The following is a 20,686-nucleotide window of genomic DNA, read 5'->3' as shown; positions in this document are numbered from 1 at the left end:
GACTGATCGGTCGGCACTCGGTGTCGGTCAGGCGCACGCACAGAACGATGGAGTTTGAGATGACTGAAACGAAGACCCTCCCACTCGCTGGGAAGACCGCAATCGTCACCGGCGCGAGCCGAGGTATCGGCCTCGCGATTGCCGCCAGGCTTGCCGCCGACGGCGCGAAGGTGTGCATCACCGCGCGGACCGAGGACGCGCTGCAGGAGGCCGCCGCGACGCTTCCCGAGGGACAGGTCATGGCGGTGGCGGGCAAGGCCGACGACCCGGAGCATCGCGCGGCGGTCATGGACCGCGTCGCCGCCGAGTGGGGCAGGCTCGACATTCTCGTGAACAACGCGGGCATCAACCCGATCTACGGCAAACTCATCGAGGTCGACCTCGCCGCTGCCCGCAAGATCATGGAGGTGAACATCGTCTCCACGCTGGCCTGGTCGCAGGCCGCCTACCATCACGCGGAACTCGGCTTCAGGCAGCATGGCGGGTCGATCGTCAATCTCTCATCGGTGACCGGCTACATCCCGTCGCCAGGCATTGGAATGTACGGCGTCACGAAGGCCGCGGTCTGCCACCTAACGACGACCCTCGCCGCGGAGCTCGGCCCCGAGGTACGCGTGAACGCCGTCGCGCCAGCCGTCGTGAAGACCGACTTCGCGAAGGCGCTCTACGAGGGCCGCGAGCAAGACGTCGCGGCCGCCTACCCGCTCAAGCGTCTCGGCACGCCTGCCGACATCGCTGGCGCCGTCGCCTACCTCGTCTCGCCCGACGCGTCGTGGGTGTCCGGGCAGACGCTCGTGCTCGACGGCGGGCTGCTCGCGGTCGGGGGTGCAGCATGACCGGCGCACTCCCTGAACCCTACGAGGCCCTCCGCCTGCGCACGCGCGCCTTCATTCGCGACGTGGTCATCCCCGCCGAACCAAAACCCGGCACCACGCTGCCAGACTCGACACGGCTCGCCCTCATGCAGCGGGCCAAGGACGCCGGAGTATTCGCACCCCACCTCGCCCCCGAATACGGCGGGCAGGGCGTGCCGCTCGAACACTGGCCAGCGATCTTCACCGAGGCGGGCTACTCGCCGATCGGGCCCGCTGTGCTCAACTGCATGGCGCCCGACGAGGGCAATATGCACATGCTCGAGCTCATCGCGACCGACGCGCAGAAGGAACGCTACCTCCGCCCGCTCGGGGAAGGCGCCGTCCGGTCGTGCTTCGGCATGACGGAGCCGCACCCCGGTGCGGGATCCGACCCGCGCGCGCTCCGCTCATCGGCGGAGCGCGTCGCCGGCGGCTGGCGGATCAACGCCCACAAGCGTTTCATCAGCGGCGCCGAGGGTGCGGCGTACTGCATTCTCATGGTGCGCACCCCTGCGGTCCCGGACGAGGGATTCCCGGAGGGGGCCACCATGCTCCTCGTCGACATGGATCACCCCGGTGTGCGCGTCGGCAACCCGATCAACGCGATCGACACGGCGATCGCCGGCGGGCACCCGCACGTCTACTTCGAGGACTGCGTCGTCGGCGACGATGCCGTGCTCGGTGCGCCGGGCGAGGGCTTCGCCTACGCACAGGTCAGGCTCGGGCCGGCGCGGCTCACCCACTGCATGCGGTGGCTCGGCCTCGCGAAGCGCGCGCAAGACGTCGCGCTCGACCGTGCGGCGAACCGCGAGTTGTTTGGGTCCCCGCTCAGGGACCTCGGCGTCGCTCAGGACATGCTCGCGCAGTCCGAGATCGACATCGCGACCTCGGAAGCGATCATCGACCGCACCGCCGAACTCCTCGACCGCGATCCCGACGCCGGGGCGGCTCTCTCCGGGGTCGCCAAGGTGCACTGCTCGGATGCGATCGGCCGGATCATCGACCGCGCGATCCAGATCTGCGGTGGCGACGGGGTGACCGATGCGCTGCCGCTCGCCTCCTACGCGAACGAGGTGCGTCCGTTCCGCATCTACGACGGCTCGAACGAGACGCACAAGTGGGCGATCGCGAAGCGCGCGTCGTCGCGCCGCCGGCGCGAGGTTGAGGCCGGAGCGCCCCGCCTCGACGCCGTCGACGAGCACGGTGCAGACACCTGGGGCGCGCGATGACGGGCCCAGAGACCAACGCCGAGGTCGTCGCGACCATCGCTGAGGCGGCTGGCTTCACGATGCCGCCGCTGCTCATCCTCGACCGCGTCGTGGCCTTTCTCGACGAGCACGGCATCGGCGAGGGCGACATCTCCTGGCGGCGCATCGGCGACGGACAGTCGAATGTGACCTACCTCATCGAACGGGGACAGACGCGGGTCGTGCTGCGCCGCGGCCCGCGGCCGCCCCTGCCCAAGTCGACGCACGACATGGTCCGGGAGGCGACCGTGCAGCAAGGGCTCGCGCGCGTGGGCGCGCCGGTTCCGAGGATCCTCGCGGTCTGCGCCGACCCCGACGTGCTCGGCGTGCCGTTCTACGTGATGGAGTACCTCGACGGGGTGATCCTGCTCGATGAGACGCCCGCCGCGTTCGACACGACACGCGCCAAGCGCGGCGCCTCAGAAGCGCTCGTCGACACGCTCGTTGAGTTTCACTCGCTCGACCTCGACCGCGCTGGCCTCACCGAGTTCGGCAGGCCAGACGGGTACCTGGAGCGACAGGTGAAGACCTTCACCGGGCTCGCGACGCAAGTCTCCCGGCGCGAGCTTCCGCTCGTTGCCGAGGTGGGTGCGTGGCTCGAGCGGCGCCGTCCGGCCTCGCAGCGGGCGGCCCTCGTGCACGGCGACTACCGGTTCGGCAACGTGATGTTTCGGCCCGAGGGGCCGCCGAGCGTGCTCGCGGTGCTCGACTGGGAGATGGCGACACTCGGGGATCCGCTCGCGGACCTCGGCTATCTCACGGCGACCTACAGCGACCCCGCTTCACCTCGTACCGTCATGGAGCTTACGAGCGCGACGAGAGAGCCCGGCTACCTCACGCGGGATCAGCTCGCCGAGCGGTACGCGGCGGGGACCGGCCTCGACATCAGTGACCTCGGGTGGTACCAGGCGCTCGCCCTCTGGAAGGCCTCCGTCTTTCTCGAGGCAATCTACACGCGCTGGCGGGCCGGCGAGAGACCGGGCGACACGTTCGCGCACACGCTCGAGGTCGCGGTGCCAGAGATCTTGGAGCGCGCCCAGGAGCTGACACGCTAGCTGGCGGGAGGAGGCGAGTACGCGCCGGTCTACGACGACGCGGCCGCGCGGACGCGCGGCCGCGCGGCTCTGGTGGCCACCCGGCTCCGGCTCCGGCGGCGGCGCGGCTCCGGATGATCGCTGGACGTCTATCGCACGTAGCGCGCTGCGTCGCGGCAGATCCCCGTGTAGATATCGATGATCTCCGCGACGGTGTTCGCGCCGCCGGGCCGATACCACTGGGCGACGCCGAGACAGACGTGCGTGATCGCTCGGGCGACGTGGCGGGGTTCGTCGGTCGCGAAGATGCCCTCGGCGACACCGGCTGTCACCGCGTCGGTGATGTACTGCTCCACGCGGCGTCGCGAGTCGATGTGTGCTTCGCGCGGGCCGGGCTGGAGCGACCGGATCTCGCTGTACGTCACGAACGCGACCGCCCCAAACTCAGCGTGGAACTCGAGAAGGCACGCGACGAGGCGATCGAAGCGGTCAAGCGTGGAGGTCGCGCCGTCGCGCGCATTCGTGAGGGCGGCGTGCAACTCGGACATGGAGACCTCGCAGAGCTTCTCGAGTAGCGCGGCCTTCGACGGGTAGTGGTGGTACAGGCCCGGGACCGAGAGCCCGGCGGCGCTCGCGATCTGACGGATCGACGTGCCGTGGAAGCCATTCTGCTCGAAGCACGACAGCGCTGCAGTGCAGCACGCGTCGAAGACGATGGCCTCTGGAAAGTGGGACTCGGTCATGGGTGTCAGACTTCCACGCCGGCTGCAATGGTGCAACTGCACACACGGAACCCCGCCCGCGAGTGTGCAAATTTGCGCATGAGCGGTGCGGGAAGGGCCGTTGCGGGTGCTGAGGAGACCGAGCAGCATGGGAATCCCGGGGCATGTACGTCAGCAATAGTCGGAGCTACAAGGAGGTAGCAATGTCAGTGGATTCTTCACGCACCGAACCCACAGGGAAACTCGGGGCACTGCGCAAGGTCGTCGTCGCGTCGATGGCGGGGACGGTCGTCGAGTGGTACGAGTTCTTCCTCTACACGTCAGCCGCGACGCTCGTGTTCAACCTCATCTTCTTCCCGCAGACGGATGAGCCGCTCGATGGCGTGATTGCGGCGTTCGTAACCTACGCCGTCGGATTCGTCGCGCGGCCGCTCGGCGGCGTCGTGTTCGGGTACTTCGGTGACAAATACGGACGCAAGAAACTGTTGCAGGTCGCGATCATTCTGGTGGGGCTCAGCACATTCCTGATGGGGTGCCTGCCAACGTTCCAGACGATCGGCTACTGGGCGCCGGCGCTGCTTGTGACCCTACGCTTCCTGCAGGGCTTCGCGGTCGGTGGGGAGTGGGGCGGCGCGGTGCTGCTCGTCGCCGAGCACGCGCCGAAGGACCATCGCGGGTTCTGGGCAAGCTGGCCGCAGGCCGCACTGCCGCTCGGGAACCTGCTCGCGACGATTGTGCTCTGGGTGCTGTCGGGCGTGCTGACTCCCGATCAGTTCCTGTCCTGGGGCTGGCGGATCGGGTTCTGGCTCTCGGTCGTCATCGTCGCCGTCGGGTACTACGTGCGAACGAAGGTCACGGATGCGCCGATCTTCACCGAATCGCAGAAGATTGAGGTCGTCGCTGAGAAGCGCACGAACGGACTCGTCGAGGTGTTCCGTTACTACCCGCGCCAGGTGTTCACCGCGATGGGCCTTCGGTTCGCCGAGAACATCATGTATTACCTCGTCGTGACATTCTCGATCACGTACCTTTCGATTCATGTCGGGATGGAGACGACGCCGATCCTCGGATTCCTGCTCATCGCGCACGTCGTCCAGTTCATCGCGATTCCCCTGATCGGGCGACTCGCAGATGCTCTTGGTCGGCGCGTGGTCTACGGCGTCGGGGCCGTGCTTTCCGCGGGATGGGGGTTCATCGCCTTTCCGATGTTTGACACGCAGAACACCGTGGTCATCGTGACCGCTATCGTCATCGGCCTCCTGTGCCACGGCATGATGTACGCGGGACAGCCGGCGATTATGGCCGAGATGTTCCCGACGCGCATGCGCTACTCGGGGGTCTCGCTCGGCTACCAGGTGACGTCAATCGTGGCGGGTTCGATCGCGCCGATCATCGCGGCTGAGCTGCTGAAGCGGACGGGGTCGAGCGTGCCAATCGCGGTGTACCTCGCGGCCGCGTGCCTGGTGACGCTCGTCGCGGTGCTCTCGCTGCGGGAGACCAAGGGCATCGATCTGCAGGACCTCGACCGGGCAGACCGCGCGCGGTTCGCCTAACTATGTGGTCGCCGGGGAGGCCGCTGGCCTCCCCTGGCCGGCGTGATCCACGAGTGCTTGGATGGTGAGCGCGACGGCCGGCTTGCGGAAGCCCTCCTCGCGCACGACGGCCCAGTACTCCACGGGGTGCTCGTAGGCCGCGGGCAACACGCGCCGGAGCGTGCCATGCTGCTCTGCGAGGTAGTCGGGGAGGATCCCGATCCCGGCGGACTCGAGTGTGGCCGAGACGTGCGCGAAGACGCTCGTCGAACTGATGCTTGGCTTGCCGAGCGGCAACCGCTGGTGCGCGGCGTCGAGCTCATCGACCTGGAGCGCAGATTCGACGTAGTAGATCAGGCGATGCTCCGAGAGATCGTCGAGGGTGAGCGGTTCACCGTAGACCCGCAGGTACTCGTCGGTCGCGTACAGGGCGAGTCGATAGCCCGAGAGCCGCAGCGCCGACGCCTTGTACACCTCCGGCTTGCCGACGACGATCTCGATGTCGACGCCCGACCGGTGCTGGCGCACGCGCTGCGTGGCCGCGATCACTTCGAACGCGACGTCAGGATGGCTCTCCTGCACCCGCGCGAGGGCCGGAATCGCGCAGGCAGAGCCGAAGGCGTCGGGGGTGGCGATCCGGACGAGGCCCGAGATCGTGCTCGGACTGTCGTGCGCCGCGAGCCTGCCGATCGCCGCCTCCATCTCCTCGGCTGCGAGCATCGCCTTGTGGCCGAGGTCGGTGAGTTCCCAGCCGTTCGGCGTGCGCACGAGGACGCGGTCGCCGAGGCTTTCCTCGAGCGCCGCGAGGCGGCGGGAGACCGTGGAATGGTTGATACCGAGCGAGTCTGCGGCCGCTGTGTAGCGGCCGAGCCGGGCGACCGCGAGGAATGTCATGAGCGCCTCGGGCTGGAGGTCGGGTCGGAGATGTCGCATGCCGCCATTGTGCGTCAGCGCACGGAGCGATTGCAAGAAAGGGCCTGCGCTGTGTATTGATTCCTAGTCGGTCGTTCGGCAGGCTGAAGCTACACCAGAGAGGTCAAGGAGGACACGATGGCAACGATTGCGTGGATCGGGTTAGGAAACATGGGGTCGCGGATGAGCGCACACCTCATCGCTGCGGGCCACACCGTGCTCGGGGTCGACCCGAGCGCAGCAGCGCTGGAGCAGGCCGTCGCGGCGGGCGTCACCCCAGCCGCAAGCGTTGCGGAGGCCGTCGCCGCGGCGGACGCCGTGATCACGATGCTGCCGAAGGGCGAACACGTCAGACGGGTCTACGAGGGGCCAGACGGCGTGTGGGAGCACGCCCAGCAGGGGGCGGTGCTCTTCGACTCGTCGACCGTCGACATTGAGACGTCGCAGTGGTGTCACACCGGCTCCGCAGAGCGCGGGTTCGCATTCGTCGATGCGCCAGTTTCGGGCGGCACGGCTGGCGCGTCCGACGGCACGCTGGCGTTCATGCTCGGCGGCGCCCCGCAACATGTTGAGCGCGTACGGGAGCTCATCGGCCCGATGGCGGGCAACGTCTTCGCGACCGGCGGGCCGACCACTGGCATCGCGGCGAAGATCGTGAACAATATGATGCTCTTCATCGCGCAGCAGGCGTCAGCCGAGGGCTCGCAGCTCGCGCTCCAGCTCGGCCTCGATCCGCAGGTGTTCTGGGACGTTGTATCCGCGTCCTCCGGCAGATCCTGGGCCCAACAGACGTGGTATCCGGTGCCGGGCATCGTCGAGCGCGCGGCCGCAAACCAGAACTTCGATGCGACGTTCAGCGCTGATCTCGCTCGAAAAGACATCGGCCTCGCGGTTCGGGCGGGAGCCGACACGGGGGTGTCGCTCCCCGGCGCTCACGCTGCGATGGCCCAGTTGGATCGCCTGATTGACGAGGGGCTCGGACACAAGGACTCGAGCCTGGTGGTGAAGTATTCGTCGCCAGATGGCACGGTGGCGGGGTACGCGCCCGAGAGCGAATAGCGACCTACCCCCAACTCGGGAGCCACAGGTGCCACCGCCAGAATCCTTCCGGGATCGGCGCGCCAGACCACACAGGGAAGAACGCCAGCGAGAGGATCACGGCCGCGGTGACAAACACCGCGACCGCCATCCGGCGCCCGGACGTCTCCTCCAGCGAGCCGCGGCGCTTGCAGATCACGCCGACGACGAGCGCGAGCGCGAGCGCGGAGAACGGGGTGAGGACGACGGCGTAAAACTGGAAGACCGCGGATCGCGACACGGTGAGCACCCAGGGCAGCCAACCTGAGAGGTAGCAGACGACGACGAACGCGGCCGCGTATGCGCCGTGGGCGGCGAGCGAGCGGGAGCGGATAAGCGTCGCTGGCCTACGGAGCGCGCGGATCGCCCACCACGCGAGGACCAGGAGCGCCGCGACTCCGCCCCACGTGATGAGCACGTTCGGGATCGGCGAGATCACCTGCACGAGACCGCTATCGAGGGCCTCAAAGTACATCGCGGTCGGACGGAGACCGAATGGCCACGTGAGCGGGTGCGCCTGATACGGGTGCGGCGCCGAGAGCGTGGAGTGCCACGCGAACATGTCGACGTGGTACTGCCACAGCCCCGCCACCCAGCCGGCGCTCCGGCCCCAGCCCCCGGCAGTGAAGATCCAGCCGAACCAGTTCGCGACGTAGACGGCGACCGCGATCGGGATCGCGAGGAGTCCGGTAGCGGCCGCCTGTAGCAGCGCGGTCCCGGTCGCTCTGGCGTAGCTCGCGTGCCGCTGCGCGTCGAGGTCCGACGTCAGGCCGAGCGGTCGCCGCGCTTCGTGAGCAACCGAGAAACGGACGATGGTGTCGCGCGCAGCCGTCAGCAGCAGGAGCGCGGCGAGCGGATAGAGCCCAGACCACTTCACGGCGGCCGCGCAGCCGAACGCCGCGGCCGCCGCGACGAGCCACGGGCGCGCCCAAAGCACGGGGAGCCCGCCGCGGGCGACCCGGGTTCGCTCGGTCACCCACTCGTGATCGCGCCACATGAACAGCGCGCCGAGCACGACGAAGAAGGTGAGGATCCCGTCGAGCAATCCGACGCGGGTGAGCACAACGTGCACGCCATCGACCGCGAGGAACAGCCCCGCGAACATGGCGACCCCGGCGCTTCTGCTGATGCGCCACCCGAGTCGCATCGTGACGGCGACCGTTGCGACGCCGGTCAGCGCGACGGCGGAGCGCCACCCCCACCCCGTCGCGTCGCCGAGGACTGCGAGGCCGAGCGCGATAATCCACTTGCCGAGCGGTGGGTGGACGGCGAACGAGGGCTCGTCGGTAAACCCGGTCGCCATCCCAGGATCGTCATCAGGCCATGCGGTCGGAAACCCGTGCGCGAGCTGGGTGATCGCGTCGCGGACGTAGTACAGCTCGTCGAAGACAAGTGTGCCGGGCCGGCCCAACGCCCAGAACCGGAAGACGGCGGCAACCGCGAGCACGGCGAAGACGCCGACGGCGGCGAATACGCGTGGACGCCTGCGCAATCTGACGGGCATACGCTCAGCCTAGGGCTAGCATGGGAGAGTGATCACACGGCTCAGCTCATACTTTCTCAAGACTCTGCGCGAAGACCCCTCTGACGAGGAAGCGCGGAGCCACAAACTGCTGCTCCGCGCGGGGTACATCCGCCGACAGTCACCGGGCGTGTTTGCGTGGCTGCCACTCGGCCTCCGGGTGAAGGCGAAGATCGAGCAGATCGTTCGCGAGGAGATGGCGGCCGCTGGCGCGCACGAAGTGCACTTCCCGGCGATGCTGCCGAGGGAGCCCTACGAGCTGACCGGCCGGTGGGAAGAGTACGGCGACAACATGTTCCGCCTGAAGGACAGGCACGGCGCCGACCACCTGCTCGCCCCCACCCACGAGGAAGCCTTCACGCTGCTCGTGAAAGACATCGTTTCCTCATACAAGGAGCTGCCGCTGCAGCTCTTCCAGATCCAGGACAAGTACCGCGACGAGGCGCGTCCCCGGGCCGGCCTGCTCCGCGGCCGCGAGTTCACCATGAAGGACGCGTACTCGTTCGACATCTCGGACGAGGGACTCGACGCGAGCTACCAGAAGCAGCGCGACGCCTACGAGCGCATCTTCACTAGGCTCGGCCTCGAGTACGTCATCGTTTCGGCGGACGCCGGTGCCATGGGTGGCTCGCGATCGGAGGAGTTCCTGCTTCCCATCGCGATCGGCGAGGACACGTTCGTGCGCTCAGCGGGCGGCTACGCGGCCAACGTCGAGGCGTATGAGACCCCGGTTCCCGAGTCCCTGCCGATCGAGGGCCAGCCCGCCGCGGTCGTCTTCGATTCGCCCAACACTCCGACCATCGACACCCTCGTCACGCACGTCAACGCGACGATGCCGCGCGAGGATGGCCGCGAGTGGACCGCTGCGGATACGCTCAAGAACGTCGTGCTCGCCGTGACCGACCTCGAGGGCGAGCGTTCGCTCGTTGTCGTCGGCATCCCCGGTGACCGCGACGCGGACATGAAGCGCGTCGAGGTCGCCTTCCCGAACTGCGAGGTTGAGCCCGCGACGCCCGCGGACTTCGCAAAGCACCCGGGACTCGTGAAGGGATACATTGGCCCCGGCTTCGCCGACGCCCCCGTGCTCGGCCTCGAAGGCACGAGCGGCGTGAAGTACCTGCTCGATCCGCGTATCGTTCCCGGCACCTCGTGGGTGACCGGCGCGAACGAAGACGAGAAGCACGTCGCGCACCTCGTCGCCGGCCGCGACTTCACCGCCGACGGCGTCGTCGAGATTGCGTCGGTGCGCGAGGGCGATCCTGCACCCGACGGCTCGGGCCCGATCGAGACCGCTCGCGGCATGGAGATCGGACACGTCTTCCAGCTGGGACGCAAGTACGCGGAGGCGCTTGGCCTGAAGGTGCTCGACGAGAACGGCAAGCTTGTCACCGTCACGATGGGCTCGTACGGCATCGGCGTCACCCGCATCATGGCGGCGCTCGCCGAGCTCAACAACGACGAGCGCGGACTCGTCTGGCCGCGCGCGATCGCACCGTTCGACGTGCACGTCGTCGCGACCGGCAAGGACCCTGAGGTGCTCGAGGTCGCCGAGAAGCTCGTCGCTCAGCTCGCCGACGCACGCGTCGACGTCCTGTTCGACGACCGTCCGAAGGTCTCGCCCGGCGTGAAGTTCGGCGACGCCGAGCTGCTCGGAGTGCCGCGCGTGGTCGTCGTGGGCCGCGACGCAGCGGAGGGCTTCGCCGAGGTTTGGGACCGCGCGGCTGGAACCAAGGAGAAGGTCGCCCTCGCGGAGGTCCCCGGCCTGTTCGCGTAGCCCCCGGGGCGCGAGCCCAACGCTGCCGGGCTCCAGCCTCAGCCCTGGCCTTCGGCGCTGGCCCTCGGCTCTGGCCTTCGGCTCCAGCCTCGGCCGCACCACTTGAGATCTGCAGTTTGAATGCCCTTCCAGCGAAGGAACGGCATTCAAACTGCAGATCTCAGTGCTTTTGGCTGAGTCTCCGGGGCCGGACGGTGAGCGGTGGGGCGAAGAGGGCTTGTCGGGCCCATCCGAACAGGGCCTGACGGCGGTGGGCCGGCTCGGATACGATGGGTGCAGACCGACGGAGGGACTGAGTGACTGGCAGCGCGCCCGCATCACGGCAGGCCGCTGGCGGTGCGCCCGGAGACGACGTCACCATCACCTGCGCTGACGGCTTTGTCCTATCGGCCCGCGCATTCGCCCCGGCCCCCGAGACTGACCTCGGGATGACGGCGGTCATCACGACCGCGACTGGCGCGAAGGCCTCGTACTACTGGCGCTATGGCGCCTTCCTCGCTGGCCGCGGCTTCCGGGCAATCGTCGCCGACTATCGGGGCGTGGGCAGATCTGCGCCCGCTGGTGGCACACGGGCGCTGCGTCGGATGCGCACCCGCTGGCACGAGTGGGGCACCCTCGACATTGACGCCGTCATCGACTGGGCGCAGCGGGACGGGCCAGATCGCACGATCGTCGGTGTCGGGCATAGCTTCGGCGGCCTCGGCATCTGTGTCGCACCTCGGGCGGCCTCCGTGACGCGACTCCTCACGGTTGGGGCCCAGCACGCGCACTGGCGCGATTACGCGGCCGGACACCCGCGGACGCTGCTCCGCTGGCACGTCGCGATGCCCGCGATCGCCAGCGTCGCAGGCTACTTTCCCGGCAAGCGACTCGGCTGGCTCGAAGACATCCCGAGGGGAGTCGCCTTCGATTGGGCCCGCGGTCGATCAGACTTCGCCGACACGATTGGGCCCGGTGGGGCCGCCGTGATGGAGCGCGTTGCTGCCCTCAAGTTCGACGTGCTCGCGGTGGCCGCGACTGACGACCCGTTCGCGACGGAGCCTGCGACCGAGCGGTTCCTCAGCTATCTGTCGAGCGCTCGAGTGTCGCGGCGCGAGCTCGTGCCAGCCGATCTTGGCGTGTCTGAGATCGGGCATCTCGGGGTGTTCCACGAGCGCTTCAGGGAGCCGCTCTGGGGCCGTTCGGCCGACTGGCTCGCGCAGCGCTGACGTCGCGACGCGAGGCATCGGTTGCACAGACGCAACTGGCCCCGGCGTGCACAGCACAGCCGGGGCCAGTTCACGCGCGCAGCGCGAAATCTTGCTAGGAGGCGAGAACCTCGTCGAGAATCAGGCCAGCCTTCTCCTCGTCGGTCTTCTCCGCCAGCGCGAGCTCGGACACGAGGATCTGACGAGCCTTCGCGAGCATGCGCTTCTCGCCAGCCGACAGCGAGCGAACTTCCTGGTCGCGGCGCCACAGGTCGCGGACGACCTCGGACACCTTGATGACGTCGCCGGAAGCAAGCTTCTCGGTGTTCGCCTTGAACCGGCGCGACCAGTTCGTGGGCTCCTCGGTGAAGGGCGTGCGCAGCACCTCGAAGACCTCCTTGAGGCCCTCCTGGTCAATCACGTCGCGTACGCCGACGAGATCGCAGTTCTCTGCGGGAACCTCGATGGTCAGGTCGCCCTGGTCGACCTGAAGCTTCAGGAAGAGCTTCTCCTCGCCACCGAGTTTGCGCTTCTTCACCTCGATGATCTTGGCTGCGCCGTGGTGGGGGTAGACGACGGTCTCTCCGACCTCAAATTGCATCGAGTTGCTCCTTGGTGTAAATCCAACCACTAGAATACCACAGCTCGCCCTCCGGAAGCTGGTGTATCTTGCGACTCGTCGCGCAGCAGGTCGCAAGCGGTCCGCGCGAGGGATAGTATTGAACCAGGTCTGCGTGCTTCGGGCGCGCACGTTTCAGTTCATACACGGCTCGGAGGCCCTCTTGAAGAATCGGATCGCCGCTTCACTCGCACTTGCAGCAGCGCTCACGCTCGGCATGAGCGGGTGCAGCCTGATCGCGCACAACGCTACCGGCGTCGAGTACGCCCCGAGCGATGGTGTGCAGGTCACCTCAGAAGGCGTTGCGCTGCGCAACATCATGCTCGTCGCTGACGAGGCGGGCGAGAACTTCAACCTCGTCTTCACCGCCGTCAACGAGACCGGCGCGCCCGCCAACGTCTCGGTGAGCATGAAGAGCGAGTCGGCCGACGCCACCATCGATTTCGTCGCGCCCGAGGGCACGACCTCGTTCGGTAACCCGAACACTGACGACGAGCTGCTCGTCACCCCGCTCGAAGGCCTGCAGGCCGGCCAGACCGTGAAGAGCTACTTCACGATCAACGGCACCGGCGATCTCGTCGAGTACGTGCCGCTGCTTGACGGCACGCTCAAGGAGTACCAGGCGTACGTGCTGCCCGAGGGCGCAGGCGCCGTATCCGAGGCCAGCATCGCGGATCTCGCGAAGATGACCGAGGAAGAGATTGCCGCCGCAGCGAAGGAAGCTGGGGAGACCGTCGAGGAGTTCACCACCCGCGTTGCAGCTGAGGCAGCCGAGGCGCTCACCAACCAGGCCGGCTAACACGGTTCGCGGCGCGTGCGCCGCAGACGCAACGGGCGCCCCGCGAGATACTCGCGGGGCGCCCGTTGTCGTAGCTGCGGGGGAGCGGCTATCCGAAGCGGTAGCCGACGCCGCGAACCGTCGAGATGAGCTTGGGCTGCGCCGGCTCCTCCTCGATGCGCGAACGCACGCGCTTCACGTGGACGTCGAGCGTCTTCGTGTCGCCGTAGTAGTCGCTGCCCCAGACCCGGTCGATGAGCTGGCCGCGCGTGAGCACGCGCCCGCTATGACGCATGAGGAGCTCAAGGAGCTCGAACTCTCGCAGCGGCATCGCAACCTCATTGCCACGCACGGTCACCGTGTGGCGGTCGGTGTCGAGCCTGATGCCGTGTGAATCGAGTGCGCCCTCGCCGTCGTCGTCCTCCGCCTCCTCCGCGGGCACTGCGCGTCGAAGTGCGGCGCGGACGCGGGCGAGGAGCTCGCGGGTGGAGTAAGGCTTCGTGACGTAGTCGTCGGCGCCGAGCTCAAGCCCAACCACGATATCGATCTCGCTGTCCTTGGCGGTGAGCATGATGATTGGCACTTGCGACCGGAGCCGGATCTCGCGGCAGACCTCGGTGCCAGGCAGGCCCGGCAGCATGAGGTCGAGCAGCACGAGGTCGGCCCCGTCTGAGGCGAAGGTGCGCACCGCGTCGTTGCCGTCGGCAACGACCGTGACGCTGTATCCCTCGCGTTCGAGCAGGAACGCGAGCGGCTTCGAGATTGACTCTTCGTCTTCGACGAGGAGGATGCTTGGGGACACTAGACGCGTCCTTTCGTGTCTGTGAGCTGCTTGAGGGCTTTGCGCGTGCGCTTCACACGCTTTGCGCGCTTCTTCTTCGGAATGTCGTTGAGTGGGAATGAAAGCGTAAACCGGGCCCCTTCGCCCGGCGTGGAGCGCACCGTGACGTCGCCCCCGTGCGCGCGAAGCGAGTGCCGGGCGATGCTCAGGCCAAGGCCGGTCCCGCCATCCTCGCGACTGCGCGCGCCATCGACGCGGTAAAACCGCTCGAAGATGCGCTCGAGGTGTTCCTCGGCGATCCCGGGGCCCGAGTCGGTGATCGTGACGGTGAAGTGACGCTTCTTGTGGGCGATCCTGATCCTGACCGACGCGCCGGGAGGCGAGTGCCTGATCGCGTTACTGAGAATGTTCGCGATCGCGCTTTCGATCGCGCTCGCGCGGCCCTGGATCACCGACGTTCGCTTCGGGTTCGAACTGTCGATAAAGAACAGGTCGACGCCGCGCCGCTCCGCGAAGCTCTCGTGGGCATCGATCTCGCTGTCCACCGCCGAGCGCAGGTCAACGGGCTCGAGAAGCTCGGGGCGCAGCGTCGACTGCGCCTCAGACAACTGGATGATGTCGCGCGAGAGATCAGCGAGCCGCTTGGATTCCTTCACGAGGCTCGCCGCGAACTCGCGCACCAGCTCAGGATCGTCGGCCGCCTCCTTCACCGCCTCGGCGAGGAGGCCGACCGCGGCGATGGGGGTCTTGAGCTCGTGGGAGACGTTCGCGATGAAGTCGCGACGCATGGCGGTGAGGCGCTGTTCCTCCGCGAGGTCCTCCGCGATGACAACGAGAAAGTCTTCCTCGATGCGGACAACGTGGGTGCGCACGGGAGCGCCGGGGTCCGCCGGCTTCGGGTCACGATGCGACGCGATCCCGGTCTCGAAGACGCTCTTCGCCCGCTTGCGAAACTCGAGCGTGCGCAGCAGCCCGAGCTCGGTCGGGCTCTCGCTCCGACGCGCAACATCATTCGCGTACACCGCGGTGAGCGAGCGGTCGAGAATGACAGCGAACACGTCGAGCCCATCGAGGATTGCGGTTGCAGTCTCGGGGAGGCCATGGCTCTGCGGGAGCTCGGCAAGCTGGAGCATGTCTTCATCGTAAACGGGAGCGAACCATCCGCGCACCGGGTAGTGAAGAGTTCGCTCACTGTTTACCTTGTAGTGACGGACAGTTCACCGTCAGCAGGGAAAGTAAGAACGCAAGAGGTTGGCCACGAAAGGACATCATGCGCGCAGTATTTCAGCAGTCGCTGAGCGAGTTGCAAGAGCGACTCGCACTGATGGCAGAGCTCGTTGAAGCATCGATCGGCGAGGCGACGACTGCCTTCGGCGACTCGGATGCGGAGCTCGCCGAGAACGTTATCGAACGCTCGGAAGAGGTCAACGCGCTCGCACTCGCGCTCGACGAGCTCGCCTTCGACATCCTGCTCCGGCAGCAGCCGGTCGCGTCAGACCTGCGCCTCGTCGTCGCGTCGCTGCGCATGAGCTCCGAACTTGAGCGCATGTCTGACCTCGCAGAACACATCGCCGAGCTCGCCCGCTACCGCTACCCGGACAGCGCGATCCCGAAGGGGCTCCGCAAGGTGTTCACACGCATGGGAGCACTCGACGTCGAGATGGCCGAGGCCGTCGTACGGCTGCTCCGCGAGCAGGATCCGGCGATCCTGCTCGAGATCCGCGACCTCGAAGACGACCTCGACAAGCTGCACGCGAAGGTCTTCACGAAGATGCTCAGCGACAAGGTGAACGCGGACGCCCTCGGGCTCGTCGATGCGACCCTCGCGAGCCGCTACCACGAGCGCTTCGGCGACCACGCTGTCGGTGTCGCGAAGCAGATGCAGTTCTTCTTCTCGGGCGAGATCTCGAACGACTTCGACTAACTCACAGGCCGCCGAAACATTCGGCGGCCTGTGAACCTGCGAACGGTAGGCTTGTCGCGTGACACAACGCATCTACGACACGCACCAGCAGGCAATTGTTGACTTCGTTCCGCGCCACGCGGGCAAGGTTGGCATCTACGTCTGCGGGCCGACCGTGCAGTCAGCGCCGCACATCGGCCACCTGCGCAGCGTGCTCGTGTACGACCAGATGCGCAGGTGGTTCCGCGCGACGGGGCACGACGTCACCCTGATCCGGAACGTCACCGACATCGACGACAAGATCCTCGACAACGCCCGCGCGGCGCAGGAGGCGGGTGGCACCGAGGAATGGTGGGCGCTCGCTTACCGCGTCGAGCGCGAGTTCACGGCGGCCTATGACGCCCTCGGCGTGCTCGCCCCCACATACGAGCCGCGGGCCACCGCGAACATTCGCGAGATGGTCGCCCTCATCGGGGAGCTCATCGAGCGCGGGCACGCCTACCAGGCGAACGACGGCTCGGCGAGCGTCTACTTCGACACCGCCAGCTGGGCGGACTACGGCTCCCTCACGCGGCAGCGGCGCGACCAGATGGAAGACGCCGCCGATTCCGAGCCCGTCGGCAAGCGCGACCCGCGGGACTTCGCGCTGTGGAAAGCGCACCGCGATACGGAGCCCGCGACCGCGTCGTGGCCGTCCCCCTGGGGTGACGGCCGGCCCGGCTGGCACATCGAGTGCTCGGCGATGGCCGCACGCTACCTCGGCGACGCATTCGACATCCACGGCGGTGGCCTCGACCTGCGCTTCCCGCACCACGAGAACGAGCTCGCGCAGTCGCGCGCGGCCGGACAGGGCTTCGCGAAGCACTGGGTGCACAACGGCCTCGTGAACACTGGCGGCCAGAAGATGTCGAAGTCGCTCGGCAACTCGCTGTTCGCGGTCGACCTCCTCGCGCAGGCCCGCCCGGTCGTGCTCCGCTACTTCCTTGGCGCTGCGCACTACCGGTCGACGCTCGAGTACTCGGACGGCTCGCTCGCCGAGGCCGCGGCTGCCTTCGACCGCATCGAGGGCTTCCTCGAGCGCGCCGAGGAGTACATCGTCGGCGCCGCGGAGGATCACGCCGCAGGCGAGGCCGCCGCGCAGCTCTACCTTGCCCCGCTCGGGGGCGCCGCGACGACCGAATCGCTCCCCGCCGAATTCACCGCGGCGATGCTCGATGACTTCGCGATCCCGCAGGCGCTCGCGGTGCTGCACGACGCGGTCCGCGCCGGCAATTCTGCGATCGACGCGGGCGACGGCGACATCCTGCTGCACCGCGCGATTGAGGTCGTCGCGATGCTCGATGTGCTTGGACTCGATCCACGCGATAGTCTGTGGGGCGCGGCTTCTGGGAACGCCGCTGCCGATTCTGCGCTCGACGCGCTCGTAGTCGGCCTCATCGAACAGCGTGCCGAAGCGCGCGCGAACAAAGACTTCGCCACCAGTGACGCGATCAGGGATCGTCTTGCCGGGGCCGGAATCATCCTTGAAGACAGTCCGACCGGAACCCGCTGGAGCCACGCATGACCAATAAGAAGGGGCGCTCAGGCGCCGTACGCAAGAAGGGGCTCGGTAAGGGCGTCGGATCTGGTGGCCAGGGCCGCCAGGCGCTCGAGGGCCGCGGCCCGACGCCGAAGGCCGTCGACCGCGAGTACCACCCCGCGGCAAAGGCCAAGGCCGCCCGCGAGCGCTACGAAGCTGCGAAGGCGCGCCACCAGCGCGGCGGAGCCGGAGCAGGCGGCGGCCAGGGGCAGAGCAAGCGCAAGACCGACGAGTCCGAGCTCGTCACCGGCCGCAACGCGGTGCTCGAAGCGCTGCGCACAAAGATCCCGGCGACCACGCTCTACATCGCCGCTCGCGTCGAGATGGACGACCGCATGCGCGAGATCATGCGCATCGCGACCAACCGCGGCGTGGCCGTGCTCGAAGTGATGCGCCAAGAGCTCGACCGGATGACCGACCGCGACACCGTCCACCAGGGCGTCGTGCTCAAGGTCCCGCCGATGGAGTACGCACACCCGATGGACCTCCTCGAGGAGGTGCTCGATCGCGACGAGACCCCGCTCTTCGTCGCGCTCGACGGCGTGACCGACCCCCGCAACCTCGGCGCGATCATCCGCTCCGTCGGCGCGTTCGGCGGGCAGGGCGTCATCGTGCCGCAGCGCCGCACGGCGAGCCTGAACTCGGCATCCTGGAAGACCTCGGCAGGCGCCGCAGCGCGCATCCCCGTCGCGCGCGCGTCGAACCTCACGCAGACGCTGAAAGAGCTGAAGAAGCAGGGGCTCTTCGTCGTCGGACTCGACGGCGACGGTGACGTGAGCCTCCCCAATCTCGACCTCGCGGGCCGCCCGCTCGTGATCGTTGTCGGCAGCGAGGGCAAGGGCCTGTCCCGCCTCGTCACTGAGACGTGCGATGCGATCGTGTCGATCCCGATCTCCGCGGTCACTGAGTCGCTCAACGCGGGCATCGCCGCGTCTGTGGCGCTCTACGAGGTATCGAAGCTGCGCGCGGCCGAGGCTGCCGCCGAGTAAGTCGGTTTCGCGCCCGGGTGCCCCGGGCCGAACGAGAAAGCCCCCGCCGAAGAGGCGGGGGCTTTCTCGTAGTACTGGAGCGTGCTCTGCGCTCCGGCGCCGCGGCGCGGGCTAGAGGCGCTCGAGGATGTAGTCGATGGCGCCGGTGAGGGTGCGCACGTCGTCGGGCTCGATCGCCGTGAACGTCGCAATGCGCAGCTGGTTGCGGCCGAGCTTGCGGTACGGCTCGGTGTCAACGATCCCGTTCTCGCGGAGCGCCTTCGAGATTGCCGAGGCGTCGATCGAGTCGTCGAAATCGATTGTCGCGACGACCTGCGAGCGGTGCGCGGGATCGGTGACGAACGGCGTCGCAACCTCGGACTGCTCGGCCCACTCGTAGAGCACACCCGAGGATTCCGCGGTCCGCGCCGACGCCCAGGTGAGGCCGCCGTTCTCGTTGATCCACCTGACCTGCTCGTCCATGAGTGCGAGCGTCGCCAGCGCCGGAGTGTTGAGCGTCTGGTTCAAGCGAGAGTTCGACAGGGCGCCCGCCAGGTTGAGCGACTCCGGGATGTAGCGGTCGCCGTTCGTCTGCTGCTCGATCCGCTCGATCGCTGCGGGGGAGACGAGCGCAAACCACAGGCCGCCGTCCGAGGCGAAGTTCTTCTGGGGCGAGAAGTAGTAGACGTCGGTCTCGGCGGCGTCAAAATCGATGCCGCCCGCCGCGCTCGTCGCGTCAACCACGGTGAGCGCGCCGGGATCCACGTCGGGGCCCGCAGCGCGGCGAACCTCTGCCATGACGCCCGTCGAGGTTTCGTTGTGCGGGTACGCGTAGACATCGACGCCAGCCTGTGGCGCGAGCTCGGAGCGCGAGCCTGCGTCGGCCTTGCGAATCACCGGCTCCTCGAGGAACGGCGCGGCTGCAGCGGCGGCGCCGAACTTCGCGCCGAACTCGCCGAAGGTGAGGTGTTGGCTCCGGCGGGAGATGAGCGAGTGCACCGCGGAGTCCCAGAACGTCGTTGCGCCACCGTTCGCGAGAAGGATCTCGTAGCCCTCGGGCGCACGGAAGAGTGACGACAGTCCCTCACGAATCGAGCCGACGAGGTTCTTCACGGGAGCCTGGCGATGCGAGGTGCCGAGCACCGTTGGCTGCAGGCTTGCGAGGAACGACAGCTGTTCGTCCCGAATCTTCGAAGGGCCGCAACCGAAACGTCCGTCTGCGGGAATGAGTGAGGATGGGAGTTCAATCGCGGGCATGCCCTAATTGTATGGACTAATGCGCGTTTGCTCGGCATCTACGGGGTCGCGATTCGGTTCCGCTGGCCGAATCCTGCGGCCCTGTGGCTGAACTCTTGCGTGAGCCCGCCCCGAACATGTCGTAAGCTGGGGCTACGCAGACGGCTGGTGGGGTATATACATTGACGGATCTGATTGACACTACCGAGATGTACCTTCGAACGATTCTCGAACTCGAAGAAGAAGGTATCGTCCCGCTGCGCGCGCGGATTTCCGAGCGACTCGGCCACTCCGGTCCGACCGTTTCGCAGACCGTTGCACGTATGGAACGCCTCGGACTCGTCGTCGTCACGGACGATCGACAGCTCGCGTTCACCGAGGAAGGGCACGCCCGCGCGATCCGCGTCATGCGGAAGCATCGCCTCGCCGAGCGACTGCTCGCCGACGTGATCGGGCTCGAGTGGGAGTTCGTGCACGAAGAGGCCTGCCGGTGGGAGCACGTCATGAGCGAGCAGGTCGAGCGGAAGCTGCTGAGCATCCTGGACCGCCCCACGGTCTCACCGTACGGCAACCGCATCCCTGGCCTCGAAGAGCTTGGCGCGCGCCCCGCGCCGGCCGCGAGCCCGAGTGAGCTCGGCATGCTTGATTGGCTCGCCGAGCCCCATAATCCGGCAGAGGCGACGATCCGCCGCCTCGCTGAGCCCGCACAGTATGAGCCCGAGCTGCTGTCCCAGCTCGCTGCCGCTGGCGTGCTTCCCGGAAGTAAAGCTTCTTTCACCCGCACCGGCGATCTCGTGCGCGTTCAGGTGGAAGGAAACAGTGATGCCATCGACATTCCTGTGGAGGTGGCGGCACACATTTTCGTCTCATAGATGAGGCGGCGTCTACCTACATGGAGTTTCGTAGACGTTCGATATCGCCTTATTTGGCGAGCCCATGAACAATGGAGCTGATACCCCGA

At 67.5% G+C, this 20,686-nt stretch carries 19 protein-coding genes; 12 read left to right on the top strand and 7 right to left on the bottom strand.

Features of this window, described 5'->3' with window-relative positions; genetic code table 11:
* Nucleotides 1-59: 59 nt before the first annotated feature.
* Genes BJ960_RS12930 through BJ960_RS12920 form a run of 3 tightly spaced genes read left to right on the top strand, consistent with a single transcriptional unit; the run spans nt 60 to nt 3,156 of the window.
* The gene (locus BJ960_RS12930; protein ID WP_185987588.1) at nt 60-836 is read left to right on the top strand and encodes an SDR family oxidoreductase; all 777 of its coding nucleotides are present in this window, start codon (nt 60-62) and stop codon (nt 834-836) included.
* Entirely contained in the window at nt 833-2,083 is a 1,251-nt protein-coding gene (locus tag BJ960_RS12925) for an acyl-CoA dehydrogenase family protein (RefSeq protein WP_185987587.1), read from the top strand. The genes BJ960_RS12930 and BJ960_RS12925 overlap by 4 nt, the downstream gene beginning before the upstream one ends.
* Nucleotides 2,080-3,156, top strand: a complete 1,077-nt coding sequence (locus BJ960_RS12920) for a phosphotransferase family protein (protein WP_185987586.1) — start codon at nt 2,080-2,082, stop codon at nt 3,154-3,156. The genes BJ960_RS12925 and BJ960_RS12920 overlap by 4 nt, the downstream gene beginning before the upstream one ends.
* 128 nt (nt 3,157-3,284) lie before the next feature.
* Here the strand turns inward: BJ960_RS12920 and BJ960_RS12915 are convergent, their stop codons facing one another.
* A complete protein-coding gene (locus BJ960_RS12915; RefSeq protein ID WP_185987585.1) occupies nt 3,285-3,878 on the bottom strand; it encodes a TetR/AcrR family transcriptional regulator in 594 nt (197 codons plus the stop codon).
* A gap of 182 nt (nt 3,879-4,060) precedes the next feature.
* Between BJ960_RS12915 and BJ960_RS12910 the strand changes: the two genes are divergently transcribed.
* Nucleotides 4,061-5,410, top strand: coding sequence for an MFS transporter (locus BJ960_RS12910; RefSeq protein ID WP_185987584.1), 1,350 nt, complete (start codon nt 4,061-4,063; stop codon nt 5,408-5,410).
* Here BJ960_RS12910 and BJ960_RS12905 read toward each other — a convergent pair whose 3' ends face one another.
* Nucleotides 5,411-6,322: a LysR family transcriptional regulator gene (locus tag BJ960_RS12905; RefSeq protein WP_237463448.1), complete on the bottom strand. Its 912-nt coding sequence runs from the start codon at nt 6,320-6,322 to the stop codon at nt 5,411-5,413. It abuts the gene before it with no gap.
* A 117-nt stretch (nt 6,323-6,439) separates the two neighbouring features.
* Between BJ960_RS12905 and BJ960_RS12900 the strand changes: the two genes are divergently transcribed.
* Nucleotides 6,440-7,360, top strand: a complete 921-nt coding sequence (locus BJ960_RS12900) for an NAD(P)-dependent oxidoreductase (protein ID WP_185987583.1) — start codon at nt 6,440-6,442, stop codon at nt 7,358-7,360.
* A gap of 4 nt (nt 7,361-7,364) precedes the next feature.
* Here the strand turns inward: BJ960_RS12900 and BJ960_RS12895 are convergent, their stop codons facing one another.
* Complete coding sequence (locus BJ960_RS12895; RefSeq protein WP_221936309.1) at nt 7,365-8,882, bottom strand: phospholipid carrier-dependent glycosyltransferase; 1,518 nt, start codon at nt 8,880-8,882, stop codon at nt 7,365-7,367.
* A gap of 28 nt (nt 8,883-8,910) precedes the next feature.
* Between BJ960_RS12895 and BJ960_RS12890 the strand changes: the two genes are divergently transcribed.
* Both BJ960_RS12890 and BJ960_RS12885 read left to right on the top strand, forming a co-directional pair.
* Nucleotides 8,911-10,674 carry a proline--tRNA ligase gene (locus BJ960_RS12890; RefSeq protein ID WP_185987582.1) on the top strand — a complete coding sequence of 588 codons (1,764 nt, stop codon included), beginning with the start codon at nt 8,911-8,913 and terminating at the stop codon, nt 10,672-10,674.
* Between the two features lie 296 nt (nt 10,675-10,970).
* Entirely contained in the window at nt 10,971-11,882 is a 912-nt protein-coding gene (locus BJ960_RS12885; RefSeq protein ID WP_185987581.1) for an alpha/beta hydrolase family protein, read from the top strand.
* 94 nt (nt 11,883-11,976) lie between these two features.
* Here the strand turns inward: BJ960_RS12885 and BJ960_RS12880 are convergent, their stop codons facing one another.
* Nucleotides 11,977-12,462, bottom strand: coding sequence for a CarD family transcriptional regulator (locus tag BJ960_RS12880; RefSeq protein ID WP_042544077.1), 486 nt, complete (start codon nt 12,460-12,462; stop codon nt 11,977-11,979).
* 181 nt (nt 12,463-12,643) lie between these two features.
* On the opposite strand from BJ960_RS12880, the gene BJ960_RS12875 reads away from it, so the two are divergent.
* Nucleotides 12,644-13,279: a DNA modification methylase gene (locus tag BJ960_RS12875; RefSeq protein WP_185987580.1), complete on the top strand. Its 636-nt coding sequence runs from the start codon at nt 12,644-12,646 to the stop codon at nt 13,277-13,279.
* Nucleotides 13,280-13,367: 88 nt separating this feature from the next.
* Here the strand turns inward: BJ960_RS12875 and BJ960_RS12870 are convergent, their stop codons facing one another.
* Nucleotides 13,368-14,060, bottom strand: coding sequence for a response regulator transcription factor (locus BJ960_RS12870; protein ID WP_121078024.1), 693 nt, complete (start codon nt 14,058-14,060; stop codon nt 13,368-13,370).
* On the bottom strand, nt 14,060-15,172 hold the full coding sequence (locus BJ960_RS12865) for a sensor histidine kinase (protein WP_185987579.1): 1,113 nt from the start codon (nt 15,170-15,172) through the stop codon (nt 14,060-14,062). The genes BJ960_RS12870 and BJ960_RS12865 overlap by 1 nt, the downstream gene beginning before the upstream one ends.
* A gap of 137 nt (nt 15,173-15,309) precedes the next feature.
* Between BJ960_RS12865 and phoU the strand changes: the two genes are divergently transcribed.
* Genes phoU through rlmB form a run of 3 tightly spaced genes read left to right on the top strand, consistent with a single transcriptional unit; the run spans nt 15,310 to nt 18,510 of the window.
* Nucleotides 15,310-15,963, top strand: a complete 654-nt coding sequence (phoU, locus tag BJ960_RS12860; protein WP_121078020.1) for a phosphate signaling complex protein PhoU — start codon at nt 15,310-15,312, stop codon at nt 15,961-15,963.
* Between the two features lie 58 nt (nt 15,964-16,021).
* Nucleotides 16,022-17,506, top strand: coding sequence for a cysteine--tRNA ligase (gene cysS / locus BJ960_RS12855; RefSeq protein ID WP_185987578.1), 1,485 nt, complete (start codon nt 16,022-16,024; stop codon nt 17,504-17,506).
* Complete coding sequence (rlmB, locus tag BJ960_RS12850; RefSeq protein WP_185987577.1) at nt 17,503-18,510, top strand: 23S rRNA (guanosine(2251)-2'-O)-methyltransferase RlmB; 1,008 nt, start codon at nt 17,503-17,505, stop codon at nt 18,508-18,510. Before cysS ends, rlmB begins: the two co-directional genes overlap by 4 nt.
* Before the next feature lie 111 nt (nt 18,511-18,621).
* Here the strand turns inward: rlmB and serC are convergent, their stop codons facing one another.
* Nucleotides 18,622-19,746 carry a phosphoserine transaminase gene (gene serC / locus BJ960_RS12845; protein ID WP_185987576.1) on the bottom strand — a complete coding sequence of 375 codons (1,125 nt, stop codon included), beginning with the start codon at nt 19,744-19,746 and terminating at the stop codon, nt 18,622-18,624.
* Nucleotides 19,747-19,907: 161 nt separating this feature from the next.
* Between serC and BJ960_RS12840 the strand changes: the two genes are divergently transcribed.
* Nucleotides 19,908-20,597 carry an iron-dependent transcriptional repressor DtxR gene (locus tag BJ960_RS12840; RefSeq protein WP_121078012.1) on the top strand — a complete coding sequence of 230 codons (690 nt, stop codon included), beginning with the start codon at nt 19,908-19,910 and terminating at the stop codon, nt 20,595-20,597.
* Nucleotides 20,598-20,686 lie beyond the last annotated feature (89 nt).

This window comes from Leucobacter aridicollis, assembly GCF_013409595.1.
GTDB classification, from domain to species: domain Bacteria; phylum Actinomycetota; class Actinomycetes; order Actinomycetales; family Microbacteriaceae; genus Leucobacter; species Leucobacter aridicollis.
Note: the sequence above shows the minus strand (reverse complement) of the source record. Positions and strands in the feature narration are given on the sequence as shown.

What these genes read in the sequence shown, in the direction of transcription:
- BJ960_RS12930 (WP_185987588.1), top strand. Translation starts at nt 60, where the DNA reads ATGACTGAAACGAAGACCCTCCCACTCGCTGGGAAGACCGCAATCGTC.
- BJ960_RS12880 (WP_042544077.1), bottom strand. Translation starts at nt 12,462, where the DNA reads ATGCAATTTGAGGTCGGAGAGACCGTCGTCTACCCCCACCACGGCGCA.
- BJ960_RS12900 (WP_185987583.1), top strand. Translation starts at nt 6,440, where the DNA reads ATGGCAACGATTGCGTGGATCGGGTTAGGAAACATGGGGTCGCGGATG.
- BJ960_RS12925 (WP_185987587.1), top strand. Translation starts at nt 833, where the DNA reads ATGACCGGCGCACTCCCTGAACCCTACGAGGCCCTCCGCCTGCGCACG.
- BJ960_RS12915 (WP_185987585.1), bottom strand. Translation starts at nt 3,878, where the DNA reads ATGACCGAGTCCCACTTTCCAGAGGCCATCGTCTTCGACGCGTGCTGC.
- serC (WP_185987576.1), bottom strand. Translation starts at nt 19,746, where the DNA reads ATGCCCGCGATTGAACTCCCATCCTCACTCATTCCCGCAGACGGACGT.
- BJ960_RS12910 (WP_185987584.1), top strand. Translation starts at nt 4,061, where the DNA reads ATGTCAGTGGATTCTTCACGCACCGAACCCACAGGGAAACTCGGGGCA.
- phoU (WP_121078020.1), top strand. Translation starts at nt 15,310, where the DNA reads ATGCGCGCAGTATTTCAGCAGTCGCTGAGCGAGTTGCAAGAGCGACTC.
- BJ960_RS12895 (WP_221936309.1), bottom strand. Translation starts at nt 8,882, where the DNA reads ATGCCCGTCAGATTGCGCAGGCGTCCACGCGTATTCGCCGCCGTCGGC.
- BJ960_RS12920 (WP_185987586.1), top strand. Translation starts at nt 2,080, where the DNA reads ATGACGGGCCCAGAGACCAACGCCGAGGTCGTCGCGACCATCGCTGAG.
- rlmB (WP_185987577.1), top strand. Translation starts at nt 17,503, where the DNA reads ATGACCAATAAGAAGGGGCGCTCAGGCGCCGTACGCAAGAAGGGGCTC.
- BJ960_RS12865 (WP_185987579.1), bottom strand. Translation starts at nt 15,172, where the DNA reads ATGCTCCAGCTTGCCGAGCTCCCGCAGAGCCATGGCCTCCCCGAGACT.
- BJ960_RS12905 (WP_237463448.1), bottom strand. Translation starts at nt 6,322, where the DNA reads ATGCGACATCTCCGACCCGACCTCCAGCCCGAGGCGCTCATGACATTC.